Here is a 16,820-nt window from a genome sequence, read left to right as displayed (position 1 = left end):
TATTGGTTTTAATTTTTGTGTACAATCAGGATGAGAGCATTTTATATTTTATCAAGAGCAGATGGTGGATTGACTTAACCATGTTTAGAAAAGGAATACTATAGAGGAATATGGTTCTTTTTTTGCTAATATGAATACTCAATAGTGATTTCTTTCGAAACCTAATTTAAACCTATTGTTAAATTTTGATTAAGAATTATTGTTTTTATATTTGAAAGTATTTGATAAATAAAATATTTCTCAAAAGAAGGTAATGAAAAGTCATCAAGCACTTTATTCTGAAACTCCTCATAAACCCAAAAGCCCATTCTTTGAAGAAAAAAAGGAATTGGAGGGATTGTTATGGGTGGAGTTTTTAAGAGGAAGTGACAAGGCCCTGGCTGATATTTACCGTATCTATTCAAAAAAACTTTTTAATTATGGAAGGCAATTCACTCAATGTGATGAGCTGATATACGATACCATCCAAGATGTGTTTATCTATTTGGTGGATGCCCGCGAAAAATTATCAGTAGCCAAATCAGTGAAGTTTTATCTTTTTTCGGTTTTTAGGAGAACCCTAATGAAGGCGCTTGAAAAGGACAAAAAGGTGATAAATCCCGATAATGATGATTTTGAAGGCTTTTTGATCAATATGAATAATGGATATCACCCTGTCCATGAAATTATCAGTGAGCGGCATAAAAAGGTGATCATGAATGCGGTTAACCAGTTGCCAGCCCGGCAGAGGGAAATGTTGAACTTGAGGTTTTTTGAAGGGATGAGTTATGAACAGATCGCTTCCATGATGGAACTGGCAAATGCCAAAACTGTTAGGACGATGATGTACCGTTCCCTTGCTCGGCTGAATAAAGTGTTGGCCCCTCTGAAAAAGTCCATTTATTCTTTTATTGTATTTGTCTTCGCGGGAATAATTTAGCTTTCAAATTGCTTCTGAATATATCCTTATTTTAAGTTAAATATTTTTGTTATTTAAAACATTATTTCAACTAATCTTTTAAAACCGTATTTTATATTAATTGATTTGTTGTTTTGTTTTGAATTCAACCATGTATTTGTTGAATGCTTACGATAATATTTAAAAATCGTAAAAAAAATGAAATTTTTTAGTGGTTGTTTTTTTTAATACCTGCACTTTATAAATAAGGAGTTAAAAATACAGTCAAGAGATCAATGGAATTTAATCCAAAAACAGAAGTAGATTTTTTAGAGAATGATTTTTTCGTTCAATGGGTCCTTCATCCAAATGAGGAATCTGAGCGCTATTGGAATAGGTGGTTGAAAAACCATCCTGATAAGGTTTTGATTTTTTCAAGAGCCAAGGATGTATTGCTTTCATTTTCCCAAGAGGAAGAGAAAGGAAGAGATGATGAGAAATTGGAATCCATCCTGGACCATGTTATGGTCCACCATCAGGACCGAAAAAGGAAAGTTGCTTTAAAAGATAATAGGAAGAAGTTTCGCCTGTTCAAAATAGACAGGGGTACTGCAGTAATGCTAGCAGCTTGTTTGGCTTTGGTATTACTTTTTACCGCAACAAGCTATTTTGAATTACAGCATGTTGAAGACGAGTCAGAACAAATCGTTTGGATCACCAAGAAAACTGCGAAAGGTGCCAAATCAACATTTTTTCTTCCAGATGGTACGAAAGTTAAACTAAACTCATCCAGTGAATTGAGTTTTCCTTCCACATTTTCGGACAGTCTAAGGGAGGTGAAGCTGGTCGGGCAAGGATTTTTTGATGTTACCAGGAATGAATCCAAACCTTTTAATGTGAGTACTCATGAATTTAATGTCAAGGTACTGGGGACCTCTTTTGATGTAGATGCCTATAGTGAGTCCAATGTTCAGCAGGTGACGGTATTAACAGGAAAGGTGGCAGTGGAAACGCATGAGGGAATTTCTGAATTGGTGTTGCCATCTGAAAGGGTAAGCTTAAGTGTCGATAAAAAGGAGCTCATCAAAACAAATGTGGATGCCGCATTTTTGTCGGGATGGAAAGACGGTGTCATTGTTTTTGAACAGCAAAAATATGCCGAAGTCTTTAAGGATTTGGAAGAATGGTATGGTGTGGATATAGAAGTCCAAAAAGGGGTGGAATTATCTGGGACTTTCAGTGGCCATTATGAAAATGAATCCCTTGAAAATATCCTAAAGGGCATCAGTTATACCAAACATTTTCAATTTCAAATAGAGAATAAGCAAGTCACGATCAGAAAATAGAACGAATATAAACCTATAAATAAAAATGTTATTGCCTATGAAAAATCACCTTTGCCATTTGCATGGCCGTCACCTGATATTTTATTCATCAGGTATTAATGCACATCATTTAGAAACTAATAAGAATTAATTTATGGAAAAATTTATACGTAAGGAGCTCAGTACTGCCCTATGTGTTTTTGCTTTTTGTATGATGCTGATTTCTCCGATTTATGCCAGCCAATATGCATATGGTGCGGTTGAAAGGAGACAGGTGGATATTGCAAAAATGAAAGTCACCTTAAGGTCTGCAGGTAAGCCTATTACTCAAGTATTGCGTGAGGTTGGCGAAAGAACAGGGCTTTTCTTTGCATACGAGGACCAATTGGATAAGAAAATTTCTGCTGTAACAGTCAATGTTGACGATCAATCTGTTCTGGTTTTACTGGAGAATTTGTCAAAGGATTATGGACTTAAGTTCAAGCAGGTCAATAAAACTATCCATGTTAGCCAAAAGGAAAATGATACCCAGGAAATTGTAGCGGGTATCAAAGTAACCGGTACTGTTTATGATGATCAGGATTTTCCAATTCCAGGAGCCAATATCCTCATCAAGGGAACCTCTACAGGAACCATTACTGATCTTGATGGCAAGTTTGTTTTGGAAGATGTGCCTGAGGACGGCGTCCTTATTGTGAGGTTTGTAGGTTTTGAACCAATGGAAGTTCCCGTAAATGGAAGAAGTTCTATTGAAGTGAAGCTTTCCCAAAATACCATGGGCTTGGACGAAGTGGTTGTGGTAGGTTATGGTATGCAGAAAAAAGCGACTTTGGTAGGAGCGGTTAATTCCATTGATACCAAAGACCTTTTGCAGTCACCAACAGCTAACCTTGGTAATGCCCTTGGTGGTAGATTGCCGGGTTTGATTGTTCAGCAAAGAGGTGGTGCGCCAGGTTCTGATGCTCCGACCATTAGGATTCGTGGTGTGGGTACGACCAATAACGCAGATCCTTTGGTTTTAGTAGATGGTGTGGAAAGACCCTTTAATCAGATTGACCCAAATGAAGTAGAGACCATATCGATTTTGAAGGATGCCTCAGCGACGGCGGTTTTTGGTGTACGTGGTGCCAATGGTGTAATCTTGATTACTACCAAAAGAGGTGAGATTGGTAAGCCTAAAGTAACGGCAACTTTCAACCAGGCTACTCAATCCCCTACACAATTGCCTGATTATTTGGACTCCTATAATACGGCCATGTTGATGAATGAGGGATTAAGAAATGAGGGGCAAGAGGCATTGTTCTCTGATGAGGAATTGGAAAAGTTCAGAACAGGTTCAGATCCTTATCTTTATCCAAATACAGACTGGTATGATGCGGTGTTGAACAGTTCTGCTCCACAATCACAAGCAAATATTAAAATTAGTGGAGGTACCAAAACGGCCAGGTATTTTGTTTCAGGTAGTTATTTGACTCAGAGAGGTCTTTATAAGGATGCCAAAACGCCTGATTACGATGCTACTGATAGGTTCCAACGTTATAATTTCCGTTCTAATTTGGACTTTGATGTGACCAATGATTTTACAGCTTCTGTGAACTTGGCTGGTAGGAGAGAAATTAGAAATGGACCTGCAATTGGTTTAGGGACCATTTTCTCAGGAATGGCCAGATTGAAGCCTTATGAGTCTTCTGTTTACAATCCTGATGGTTCTCTTGCTGCATCCAATGTAGGTGCCAATCCTGTAGGGCAGGTAACCCAATCTGGTTATAACAGACAGTATTTGAATACATTTGAGTTGACCGTAAAGCTTAACCATAAACTTGACTTTATTACGGAAGGTTTGTCTGCCAGGGCCATGGGTGCTTATGATAATGTCTATAGGTATAATGAGCGATGGACAAAGTCATTCATGGAAGTGAGATATAGTTTGGACGAAGATGGTAACCCGGTTTATATTCCAAAGACAGGCGTAGAGACTCCGCTTTCCTTTGGATCTGATTGGGATAATAACAGCAGAAGATTCTATACTGAATTTGCTATTGATTATGCCAGGACATTTGATGAGGACCATGCTGTTTCTGCCTTGGCTTTATTCAATACAGATCGTACTTGGAGAAATGCCAACTGGCCAGCTTCTAAGCTAGGCCTAGTAGGTCGTGTAACTTATGGATATAAGGACAAGTACTTGGCCGAGTTCAATATGGGCTATAATGGTACGGATAACTTTGCACCGGGTCTTAGATTTGGTTTCTTCCCTTCGGCCTCTGCTGGTTGGGTAATCAGTGAAGAATCTTGGATCAAGGATTCTGCACCTTGGGTAAGCTTTTTGAAATTGAGAGGTTCTTACGGTTTGGTAGGTAACTCAGGAATTGGAGGTAGAAGATGGTTGTATTTCCCTGATAAATACGGTAGTGTAGACGGTTATCCTTTTGGGGAGAACCCAAATAATACTGGAGGTTTGGGAGAGACAGAACTGGGTAACCCCTTGGTGACCTGGGAAAAAGCCAAGAAAAGCAATATTGGTATAGAAGCCTTCTTCTATGAAGATAAATTCGGAATTGTTTTCGATCTATTCCGTGAAAGCAGAAACGATATCTTGATGACCAGAAGAGATGTTTCTGGCATTTTGGGACAGTCTTCTCTTCCTCCGGTAAATATTGGTGTGATGGAGAACAACGGTTTCGAGATTGAACTAAGTCATAGAAACAGGATTTCTGGCGATTTTGGGTATTTCGTAACAGGAAATATGTCCTATGCGAGAAACGTTCGTAGCAACCTGACTGAGCCTACACCGGAATATCCATGGATGTCTGAAGAAGGAACCCCACTGGGCCAAATCTTTGGTTATCAGAATTTAGGCTTCTTTGATTCTCAAGAAGAAATTGACAACTGGGCTGATCAATCAGCATTTGGAATGGTGCTTCCTGGAGATATCAAATACAAGGATTTGAACGGTGATGGTATCATCAATGCCGAAGATATGGGGCCAATTGGCTATCCGCTGTTCCCAGAGATTATTTATGGTGCTACTGTAGGTTTTGATTATAAAGGATTTGACTTCAGTATGCTGTTCCAAGGTGCCGCCAATGGAAGCTCTTATTTTCTTCAAGAAGCTGGTTGGGAATTCTTTAATAGTGCCAAAGCGATGGAGCACCACTTGGGAAGATGGACACCTGAAACGAAGGACACAGCTACTTATCCTAGGATCAGTAGTGCTTCAGATGGAGCAAATAATAATTTCCAAGTTTCAGATTTTTGGTTGAAAGACGCTTCTTATTTGAGATTGAAAAACTTGGAGATCGGTTATTCCCTTCCTAAGAGCTTCTTATCGAAATTCAATGCAAGCAATTGCAGAATTTATGTAAATGGTACCAATCTTTTGACTTGGGATGATGTAGAATGGCAAGATCCAGAAATGAGAGATAGCTCGGGAAGTAGGTACTTCAGAGGGTGGCAATATCCTATCATGAGGGTCTTCAATGCAGGTCTTTCAGTTACATTTTAAATTTTGAAAGTTGCTTAAGCTAAAAAATATGAATATAAAATTGAACATAAAGATATACACGCTGTTTTCAGTCTTGATTTTAGCTTTGTCTTCTTGTGCTGAATATTTGGATCCCGAACCTCAGCAAGATGACTTGACTAAAGACATCGTGTTCAGTGATATCTTACAAGCAGAGAAAGTCTTGAATAATGTTTACTCGGGAATTAGATCAGGTCTTCAAGCAGGTACCTATAGTTATGCTATGCTGGCCAGTGCTACTGATGAAGGCGTTAACTCCTTCAGTTGGGCCGGTACCTGGCCTGTTACCAATGGCGCTTGGTCTCCCACTAACCAATTTGATAATATCTGGAGCCGTCAATACCAGTTTATTAGAAAGGCACACCTTTTCTTGGAAAATATCGACCAGGTTCCTGGCAATGACGAGCTAAAGACAAGGATGAAGGCTGAAGCAAGATTCCTAAGGGCTTATTATTATTTCACCTTGGTAGAGAGATATGGAGGGGTGCCTTTGGTAACGGAGTTATTGTCTTTGGATGCTGATCTTGCGCTTCCTCGTAATACCATGGAGGAATGTGTGAATTTCATCGTAAGTGAGTGCGATGCCGTATCAGGGATATTACCGGGCACTTATGGTTCATCTGATTTGGGAAGAGTAACCCGAGGAGCAGCCATGGCATTGAAAGCAAGGGCGCTATTGTATTTTGCCAGTCCATTGCATAATCCTTCCAATGAAACCAGCAGATGGGAAGCGGCAGCAAAGGCCGCTAAGGATGTGATCGATTTGGGGACGTATTCCCTATATCCTGACTACCAGGAATTGTTCCTTGAGCCTTTTAATGAGGAAATCATTTATGCCAGAGTAGATTATGGCAATGGTTTCTTTGATACATGGAACAGACCAAGTGGTAATATTAATGGAGGATGGGGAGGTACCAATCCTACGGTAAACTTTGTGGAGTCTTATGATATGGAAAACGGAAAGACCATTGATGATCCTAGTTCCGGATATAATCCTGAGCAACCATTGGAAAACAGAGATCCTAGATTATATCAAACAGTGGTTATTCCAGGTGATACCTGGTTTGGAGATTCCTACGAATCTTGGGATGGTGGAAAAGATGGTAGAACGCCACCTCCGGGACAAGGAAAAGCAGGAGACGGAACGCGCACAGGTTTTAATCTGAAGAAGTATGTGCAGGAAAACTTCCAAAATAATACCAGAACATGGATTGTATTCAGGCTAGGTGAAATGTACCTCAATTATGCTGAAGCAATGAACGAAGTAAATGGACCGGTAGCAGAGGTCTACGATGCATTGGATATGATCAGGGGTAGACAGACTGTTAGCCTTCCAGCTTTGGAAAGAAACCTTAGTCAGGCAGAGATGAGAGAAAGGATTTGGAAAGAACGTCAAGTAGAATTGGCTTTCGAAGAGCACAGATGGTTTGATGTAAGAAGATGGAAGATTGGTGAAGTACTGGGTGGACCGATGTATGGTTATAAAATGACCAAGAACGCGGATGGATCGCTGACTTACGAAAAGAACGTTTTTCAGGAAAGAAGATACGATGCGCCTAAGTTCAATTTGTATCCAATTCCTCAATCAGAAATCAACATCAACGAGAACCTAGAGCAAAACCCATTGTGGTAGGCACAAGTCTCGGGTATTTCATCTCTAAAATAGAAATATATGATACTACAGATAAGAAATAAATTTCGCTTTCTGAGTGCCTTGTGCTTGGTGTTGATGCTAGGCTTATTCACAGGAAAGCAGGTTGCCTTTGCTGCCAAACATTCCTATTCTTTGGGAATGGAGGACAAAAAGGTAAGTGGAAAAGTAGTCAATGCCGATAGTGAGGCATTGATGGGAATTACAGTTACTTCTGTAAATACCCAGGAAGAAGTAGAAACTGATAGGCTAGGAAATTTCACCATCACCGTTAGCGGTGATGATGATTCCTTGACTATAGAAGGAGCGGCTTATATCAGCCAAACCATTACGGTAGAAGATTTACGGGGAGCAGCTTATATCAGCTTGGAGTCTTCTAAGACTCAAAAGGCCGATTTGATGTGGGGCGAGTTGCCTAGTGAGTATACCACTGAGGCAAGAAGTTCCATAGGTATGGAAGAAGTTCGTCAGAGCCCTGTAGCCAATTTGTCAAACGCCTTGGCTGGTAGATTGCCAGGCTTGGTGACTAGGCAAGGTACCGGTGAGCCAGGCTATGATGGTGCATCCCTTTATATTCGTGGATTGTCTACTTTTGGTAATAATTCTATTAAAGTATTTGTTGATGGTTATGAAAGAGATTTCGGTCAGTTTGATCCAAATGAAATTGAATCCATCACTGTATTGAAGGATGGGGCTGCCAATGCCATGTTCGGTATCTTTGGTGCCAATAAAGTATTGATGGTGAAAACCAAAAGAGGTCAAGCAAACCAAACCAGGATTAATTTCAATACTGAATTTGGTTTCCAATCTCCGATCGATTTGCCAGAATACTTGGATTCTTACCAGTATGCGACCTTATATAATGAGGCATTGAGAAATGATGGTCTCCCTGAGCGTTTCAACTCCGAAGCTATCGAGGCTTATAGGACTGGAAGTAATCCATGGCTGTATCCGAATGTAAACTGGCATGATGAAATCCTTAAGGACCAATCTTCTCAACAAAGACATAATTTCAATATCAGCGGTGGAAATGAAACTGCAAGGTACTTTGTGTCTTTGGGGATGTTGGATCAGAAAGGTCTTTATAAATATACCGACCTGAATGATGGTTATAGCACGGATGCTAATTATACCAGATATAATTTCCGAAGTAATATTGATGTCGACCTGAACCCAAAAACAGCAATTAAGTTGGATTTGGCGGGGAGATTGGAAAACAGGAACTTCCCAGGTTCAGGGTCAGGTATGATTTTCAATAACCTTTCAGGCTATCCTCCGGGATTGTTCCCAATGCTTAATGAAGATGGATCCATCGGTGGAAATGCCCAGTATGGAGCTAACCCTTATGGTTTGATCACAAATACCGGTTTTGTGGAAAACCGTTCTAATTTCTTCTTGGGAACTGTAGAGGCTTCCAGAAAATTGGATGAAATTATCAAAGGTTTGAAATTCCATGTAGGATTTACCATGGATAGTTATTATGACCAATTGGTAAGCCAAAGTAAAGACTTTGCTGTTTTCCAATTGAATCAGGATGGTACCTATACGCAGTTTGGTAATGATGAGCCTCTTTCTGGGAGAGGTCAATCACAGCGTCAGAACAGTAGAGTTGGGGTGAAGACTGGTTTTGATTATAATCGTACTTTCGGTACTGATCATGAAGTAATGGCCAATTTGGTTTATTACCAATCAAAATATACCGTGAACAATATTCCTGATCCTTATGCTACACAACTGGTAGCCTTGCGAGGTACCTATGTAAACAAAGGAAAGTATATCGGTCAATTGTCCATGTCTTATTCAGGATCTGAAAATTTTGCTCCAGGTGAAAGATTTGGATTTTTCCCGACAGTTTCTGCTGGATGGATAGCCTCTAAGGAAGATTTCTTGAAAAATAGCAGTGCCATTGATTACTTAAAGGTTAGAGGTTCCTTTGGCCTACTAGGTAATGATCAAATAGGTGGAGGTAGATTCCCTTATTTGAGCAGGTATACCGGTGGTGGAACTGTTCTTTTTGGCAATCAAGATCGTGCAGGAACGAGAAGAGAGGGCAACCTTCCTAACCTAGGTGCTACTTGGGAAAAAGCCAAGATGGGTAATTTTGGTTTTGACCTAGGATTGGTGGACAATCACTTGAACATCAGTGTAGATGCTTTCTATGAAAGAAGAGAGGATATTCTTTCTCAGCTGAACACTATTCCTGATTTGATGGGGGCTATCCTTCCTGCAAGTAATGTGGGCATTGCTACCAATAAAGGATTCGAATGGGATGTGACCTGGAACAATGAAACTGGTGATCTAAGCTATTTTGTAAGGGCCTTAGGTTCTTTTAACAAAAGTAATATTGTTTATCAAGATGAGCCATTCAGAGAAAATGATTGGGAATACAGAAGAGGAAATCCTATTAATCAAGGATTTGGATTGACCGCTGTTGGTTTCTTTGAAGATGAAGCGGATATAGCCAATAGCCCATTGCAAACTTATGGAACTGTAAAACCTGGAGATATCAAATACAAGGACCTGAATGGTGATGATATCATTGATTACAGGGATGAAAGCGCAATAGGTAAACCAACCCTTCCTCAATTATACTATGGTGGTCAGATCGGCTTGAGCTATAAAGGTTTTGATATCAGTGCCTTGGTTCAGGGTGCAGGTAGTAGAGGTGCGTTTATCTTGAACCGTGCAACTATGGGCTTTGCAGATAATGCCAAACCTACTGAGTTTGTATTGAACAGATGGACACCTGAAACGGCTGACACAGCAGATTATCCTAGGTTGAGTGCAGGCGACAATTCAAACAACTACAGAAATTCTACTTTCTGGTTAAGAGATGTGAAGTACCTGAGGTTGAAAAATGTTGAATTGGGTTATACGCTGCCAGGTCAGTTGACAGAGAGAATCGGTGTTTATAAGGCAAGAATCTATGCGAATGGTTATAATCTCTTGACTTTCGATGATCTAGATTTTGATCCTGAGAATATCCAATCTGGTATCTCAAGCTATCCGATTATGAAAACTGTAAGCCTTGGTGTAAGGGTGAGTTTGTAAGCTGAAAAAAGAGACAGAACATGAATAAAATGCATAAATATATAGGGGTGTGCTTGTTGGCATTAAGTATGTCATCATGCCAAGATTATCTGGATCGCCCTGTAGTATCAGATGTAGATGAAGAGCGTGTATTTACAGATTATAACTTGACTTATCAATTTGTAAACGACCTTTATAGCTATAGAATAGACGAATATCGTGGTGCCAATACTACTAATGGAGATATAGGTACTGTTAGCTTTTTAGGAGCAGGAATGTTGGCTTCTGCCACTGATGATTCCAAGTACTCGGAGCTTTCTTCACCGGTAAACTTCCTAAATTCAGGAAACTGGACGCCTTCTTATAATCCAGCCAATATTTGGTCAGATATGTATTCGGCGGTTAGAAAAGCCAATTTGTTCTTTGAAAATGTGGACAGAATGGTCTTGGAAACCTACGATGAACCTATCCGTGATAATAGTGAATTGGCTCCTGATGGTAATTTGATTACTGCAGAGCAGTTAAAGACCAGATTGACCGGAGAGGTATATTTCTTGAGAGCATATTATTATTATGAGTTGATCAGGAGATATGGAGGTGTACCGATTATTGATCAGACCTATGAGTTAGGAGATGAGGTGAATTCTACCAGAGCATCTTTCGAAGCATGTGTGAATTTTATCTTGGATGATTTGGAATCTGCTAGACCATTATTGCCGGAAAATTATAATTATTATCAGGCCAATAAAGGTAGAGCCACCCAACCAATGGTCGATGCCTTTAAAGCTCAGGTGTTGATGTTGGCAGCCAGTCCTTTACATAATTCAGGCAATGACTTGGATAAATGGCAGGCTGCTGCTGATGCTTATAAAGAAGTAATCGAGTCAGGTGCATATAGCCTTAACAATAATTATGACAGGGCATTTGTAAGAAACCAAGGAAGTCCTGAAACCATTTTCGAAATCATTTATTTTAACAGAAATGATATAGAACGTAACCATACGCCTGTAGGCTACGAAGGTGGTGGGGGAGGAATCAACCCTACCCAGGATTTGGTAGAAGCTTATGAAATGGCGGACGGTACTGCCTTTGACTGGAACAATCCAGTGCATGCGGCAGCTCCTTTCGATAATCGTGACCCACGTTTTTATCTTTCTATTCTTTATAATGGTGCTGACTGGAGAGGAAGGCCGGTAGAGAGTTATGTAGGAGGTCTTGATGGAGAAGGTGTGAACGGCGCTACTTTGACAGGTTACTATATGCGCAAGTTTATGGATCCAGAATTGGATATTTTGAGAGACCAGAGAAGTACCAAAAACTGGGTGATTTTGAGGTATGCTGAAATTCTTTTGGGTTATGCTGAAGCACAAAATGAAGCTGTAGGTCCAGATGCATCTGTTTATGACGCTATCAATGAGGTAAGGGATAGAGCCGGAATGCCAGCTCTTCCTGAAGGATTATCTCAGGATGAAATGCGTGCGAAAATCAGGCATGAAAGAAGAATTGAATTTGCATTTGAAGGTCAAAGGTTCTTTGATACCAGAAGATGGAAAACCGCAGAAGATGAATTCAATGGTCCTGTACATGGTTTGAGAATTACCAAGTCGGGGGATGATTTTGAATATGATGTGATTGAAGTGGAAGACAGGGTATTTACGGAAAAAATGTACCTGTTCCCAATTCCTCAGTCTGAAATCAATAATACCAACGGAAATCTTCAGCAAAATCCAATGTGGTAAACTTTAAAAAAGCAAAATCATGAATCTATATAAAAAAATAATCAATCCAATCGGAGGAATGTTCATGGGCCTAGTGCTCATGACTTCCTGTGATCCGGACTTTGTGGTGGAGCAACCAGAGCAATATACCAAATTGTATATGCCACAGGCAGTAAGTGCTTCTTCAAGTCATAGCCTAGTATTGAAGGACAGCGTTCAGTCTATCGTTTTTGGTGCTGCTTATGGTGCGCCTTACACTTTGGGCACTGAAATCAGCGTTAATTTTGCTGCAGATTTGAGCCTAGTGGATGCCTTTAATGATGCCAATGGAACCAGTTACCCTGCATTGCCTACGGAGAGCTTTGAGCTTTCCAGCAGTTCAGTGAGTATTCCTGCTGGTGATATGGCTTCTGAACCCTTGAAGATCAATATTAATCCGATCAATGGATTTGAGTTTGAGACACAATACTTATTGCCTGTTACTATCACCTCTGTGGATGGTAATATCACTTTGAATGAAGAACTGAAAACTTCTTATTTCTTGGTGGAAGCTAATCCTCCAGTTTATGAGCCATTTGAAAGGACAGGTTGGACCATAGCTTCAGTTTCTTCTGAAGAAACTGAAGGATCCGGAGCAACCAATGGCCATGCAATTCATGCTCTGGATGGTGATATAGGGACTTTCTGGCATACTCAATGGTATAGTGCTACACCCGATTTGCCTCATTCTATAGCCATAGATATGGGAGAAGGTAGACTCGTTAGTGGACTTTCAATTGTACAAAGGCAAAATAGAAGTGTAGGAGATGCGAAAGATATTTATGTTGAATTGAGTGATGATGGAGAAAACTGGACCCGAGTGGATATATTCCCTGGTGTTCTTCCTGATGATAATGCAAATAATTCAGTGTTTTTGAAATCACCTCAGGTAGCTAGATATTTCCAAATAACCATTACTAGTACATATGGAGATACTAAGTTTTCACACCTTGCTGAAATCAATGCTTTCTAATAATTAAACCATATCAGGAAAGGCCATCTCAAAAAGATGGCTTTTCTTGATTTTTATTCTGGAGTTATAATAGCGCTAAAAATATTGTAACTTCGAAGCTGCCTTTCCAAAATAGGTTTTAAAGGTCTATTATATTAATTACCAGGGTTTTACTAGGTGTATATTGGAGAGGAATAACAGCATTCACCCAACAAAAAATGATTACTAATGAAAGGAATTGGTCAATATATATCACTTTCCCTAATTATTGGATTATCCTTTAGCTGCCAAAAGGAAGAGAAGAAGTTGATGTTAGAGGAGCTTTCGCCCGAAAGTACCGGACTTCAATTTGAAAATACCATTAAAGAGACCAAAGACCTCAATATTTTGACTTATGAATATCTCTATAATGGTGGAGGTGTTGCAGTAATTGACTTGAATAATGATGATCTGCCTGATCTTATTTTTACGGGTAATATAGTTGCTAATAAAGTGTTTTTAAACAAAGGAAACCTGCAATTCCAAGATGTGACAGCCAGCACGGGATTGTCAGGTAGGGAAGGTTTTAAGACAGGAGTTTCCGTTGCAGACGTGAATGGAGATGGCCTGCAAGATATTTATTATTGTTATTCTGGCCCGGGAGATAATCCTGTAAGGAGTAATGAACTTTACCTCAATAATGGGGATATGACTTTTAGGGAGGCTGCTGCTGAGTTCGGACTTGATGCTGTAGGTACCTTTTCTACCCAAGCCAGTTTTTTTGATTATGATAATGATGGTGATTTGGACATGTTTTTACTCAATCACGGAAAGACATTTTATAACCCTACTTTTAATACTACACAGTTAAGGAGTACCCGACATCCACAATACGGCAATCGTCTTTATCGAAATGAAGGCAATAAATTTACTGATGTAAGTGAGGAAGCGATGATCGATGGTTCTGGGTTGAATTTCGGGCTAGGACTTTATACCAGTGATGTGAATGGTGACGGCTGGGTGGATATTTACGTTTCCAACGATTATAATGAGCAAGATTTTTTCTATTTGAACCAAAAGGATGGAACCTTCAAGGAAAGCTCAAAACAATCTTTTGATCACTTGTCCAAGTTTTCTATGGGAGGGGATTTGGCCGATTATAATAATGATGGAAGGATAGATGTATTGACTTTGGATATGCTGCCAGAGGACAATAGAAGGCAGAAACTACTGAAGGGCCCCGATAAATATAATACCTATAATTTGCTGGTAGATAGTGGATTTCATCATCAGAACATGAGGAATATGCTTCACCTAAACCGTGGAGAAGATGCTGAGGGTAATCCTGTATTTAGTGAGATAGGTCAGCTTGCAGGGGTGTCCAATACAGATTGGAGCTGGACGGGGCTTTTTGCTGATTTGGATAATGATGGCTGGAAGGATATGATCGTGACCAATGGTTACCTTAGGGATTTTACCAATATGGACTTTTTGAACTTTACCTATGCCAATGCAGCCAGAGAGGCAAGGGCATCCGGAAAGGAGCCTGATTTGATTGGTTTGGTCAATAAAATCCCAGCTACTAAAATCCATAATTATATTTATAAAAATGAAGGGGACTTGACCTTCAAAGATGTAACCAATGATTGGGGATTTGACCAGCCTACCATTTCAAACGGGGCAGTATACGTGGATTTAGATTTAGATGGTGACTTGGATATTGTGGTCAATCATATTAATCAGTTTGCATCTGTTTATGAGAATCATAGCAATAGCCTGAATAATCACCATTACCTATCTCTCAAGCTAAAGGGTGAAGGAGCGAATCCATCGGCCATTGGAGCAAAAGTAAAGGTGACTACTGGTCAGGAGATTCAAGTGCAGGAATTGTTTCCAGTAAGAGGTTATCAGTCCTCCATGTCTAATTTGCTTCATTTTGGCTTAGGAGAGCATAAAGAAGTAAAAGCACTTGAAGTGAACTGGCCAAATGGTAAGCAGACCTTGATCAGGGATTTTGTCGCAGATACCTTATTAGTTTTGGATATTAAAGATGCTGAACAAAGTACAGGTGAGGGTTTATCTCCAAGTTGGGAGATTGAAGAAATGCTTGAGGATGCCACTCAAGTCTCTGGGATTGATTTTGTCCATGTAGAAAATGAATATGTGGATTTTAAAAATGAACGACTTTTACATCAGCAGCTTTCCAAGTTGGGACCTAAGATCGGGACTGGTGATGTGAATGGAGATGGTGTTGAAGATGTTTTTATTGGAGGTGCAGCGGGGCAATCAGGTCAGTTGTTTATATCCAATGCTTCAGGACAATATAAAAAAGCAGTTTCCCAGCCTTGGAATGAAGATAAACAAAGTGAGGATTTGGGTATGGCGTTTTTTGATGCGGATGGAGATGGCGATTTGGACCTCTATATTTGTAGTGGTGGGAATGAATTCGTTGCAGGAGCACCGCAGCTTCAAGACAGACTTTATCTGAATAATGGTGCGGGGAAATTTGTTAAGGACAATGCTGCTTTACCTGATTTAAAGGGAAGTAATATAGCTGTATCCGCAAATGATTTTGATGGGGATGGAGACATGGATCTTTTCGTTGGGGGAAGGGTAAGTCCTGGAAGCTATGGTGTTGCACCAAGAAGCTATTTGTTGAGAAATGTTTCTGAAAAAGGAAAAGTGAAATTTGAGGATATTACTCCTGAAATATTGAGAACCCCTGGGATGGTTACGGATGTAAAGTGGGTGGATTTGACAGGAAACGACACCAAAGAATTGGTTGTCGTAGGGGAGTTGATGCCGCTTATGGTTTTTGATTTTTCTAATGAAGAGGTCGAGGAAATTTCTACTAAGCTTGGACTGGAGAATTTGACAGGGATGTATTGTAGTTTGGTAGTCGGTGACTGGAACAATGATGGTCAAAGCGATTTAATCTTGGGGAATATGGGCTTGAATACCCAGTTTAAAGCAGCAAAGGATCAGCCAATGCGACTTTATGTTGGAGATTTTGATGGCAATGGCTCGGTTGATCCAATTCTTACCTATTATATCGACGGGGTGAGTTATCCGATAGCTTCTAAGGATGAACTGATTGAGCAGATGCCAATTTTAAAGAAAAAGTTTATCCGCTTTGAGGATTATGCAGATGCAACTATTGAGGATGTATTAAGTGCAGAACAGTTGGCCAAAGCTAAAGTGCTAGAAGCAGCCTATTTGGAGAATATGGTAGTTATGAGCGATGACCAAGGGAAATATGCAGCGACTTCTCTCCCATTGGAGGCACAGTTCTCTTCAGTTTTTGGAGCTGAAGAAGTTAATATTACCAATGGTCAATATGAAGACCTTCTGATAGCGGGGAATTTTTACCCTAACAGAGTGGAATGGGGTAAATATGATGCGTCGAAAGGAACTCTCTTGAAAAATGACGGGCAAGGTAATTTTTCTACCAAACCAACCATGGTGAGTGAATTGGATATTTCCGGGGATATTAGGGACATGGTAAAAGTCCAATTGAAGGGAGACCAGTACCTTATTATTGTGGCTAAAAATGATGATAGTGTGCAGGTTTTTAAAAACAAAGCTGTTTCCCGTACAAATCAGTTTGAGCAAGAACATTGATGCTTTAATAATATAAATAACCCTTATGCAGTCTTAGTGTAATTTGAATCCTGAAATAAAAGTTTTGGGGTTGGGGGAAAAGTACTGCCTATTCCAAACCAGTGA

The 16,820-nt window shown here is 39.9% G+C and carries 8 protein-coding genes; all 8 read left to right on the top strand.

The window, feature by feature from the left end; translation table 11 throughout:
• The first annotated feature begins 253 nt into the window (after positions 1 to 253).
• Positions 254 to 919 (top strand): RNA polymerase sigma factor, encoded by a 666-nt coding sequence (locus tag H7U17_RS14415; protein WP_186757457.1) that lies wholly within the window; start codon positions 254 to 256, stop codon positions 917 to 919.
• Positions 920 to 1,173: 254 nt separating this feature from the next.
• Positions 1,174 to 2,223 (top strand): FecR family protein, encoded by a 1,050-nt coding sequence (locus H7U17_RS14410; RefSeq protein WP_186757456.1) that lies wholly within the window; start codon positions 1,174 to 1,176, stop codon positions 2,221 to 2,223.
• Positions 2,224 to 2,356: 133 nt separating this feature from the next.
• The gene (locus H7U17_RS14405) at positions 2,357 to 5,707 is read left to right on the top strand and encodes a SusC/RagA family TonB-linked outer membrane protein (protein WP_186757455.1); all 3,351 of its coding nucleotides are present in this window, start codon (positions 2,357 to 2,359) and stop codon (positions 5,705 to 5,707) included.
• Positions 5,708 to 5,735: 28 nt separating this feature from the next.
• Positions 5,736 to 7,358 carry a RagB/SusD family nutrient uptake outer membrane protein gene (locus H7U17_RS14400; protein ID WP_186757454.1) on the top strand — a complete coding sequence of 541 codons (1,623 nt, stop codon included), beginning with the start codon at positions 5,736 to 5,738 and terminating at the stop codon, positions 7,356 to 7,358.
• Positions 7,359 to 7,397: 39 nt separating this feature from the next.
• Positions 7,398 to 10,427, top strand: a complete 3,030-nt coding sequence (locus H7U17_RS14395) for a SusC/RagA family TonB-linked outer membrane protein (RefSeq protein WP_186757453.1) — start codon at positions 7,398 to 7,400, stop codon at positions 10,425 to 10,427.
• Positions 10,428 to 10,456: 29 nt separating this feature from the next.
• Positions 10,457 to 12,145: a RagB/SusD family nutrient uptake outer membrane protein gene (locus H7U17_RS14390; protein WP_186757452.1), complete on the top strand. Its 1,689-nt coding sequence runs from the start codon at positions 10,457 to 10,459 to the stop codon at positions 12,143 to 12,145.
• A 19-nt stretch (positions 12,146 to 12,164) separates the two neighbouring features.
• Positions 12,165 to 13,136 (top strand): BT_3987 domain-containing protein, encoded by a 972-nt coding sequence (locus H7U17_RS14385; RefSeq protein ID WP_186757451.1) that lies wholly within the window; start codon positions 12,165 to 12,167, stop codon positions 13,134 to 13,136.
• 207 nt (positions 13,137 to 13,343) lie between these two features.
• On the top strand, positions 13,344 to 16,715 hold the full coding sequence (locus H7U17_RS14380; protein ID WP_186757450.1) for a VCBS repeat-containing protein: 3,372 nt from the start codon (positions 13,344 to 13,346) through the stop codon (positions 16,713 to 16,715).
• The last annotated feature ends 105 nt before the right edge of the window (positions 16,716 to 16,820 follow it).

Origin of the sequence: Echinicola salinicaeni, from assembly GCF_014280965.1 — a bacterium.
GTDB classification, from domain to species: Bacteria; Bacteroidota; Bacteroidia; order Cytophagales; family Cyclobacteriaceae; genus Echinicola; species Echinicola salinicaeni.
The sequence above is the reverse complement of the archived record's forward strand: the minus strand, read 5'-3'. Positions and strand labels throughout refer to the sequence as shown.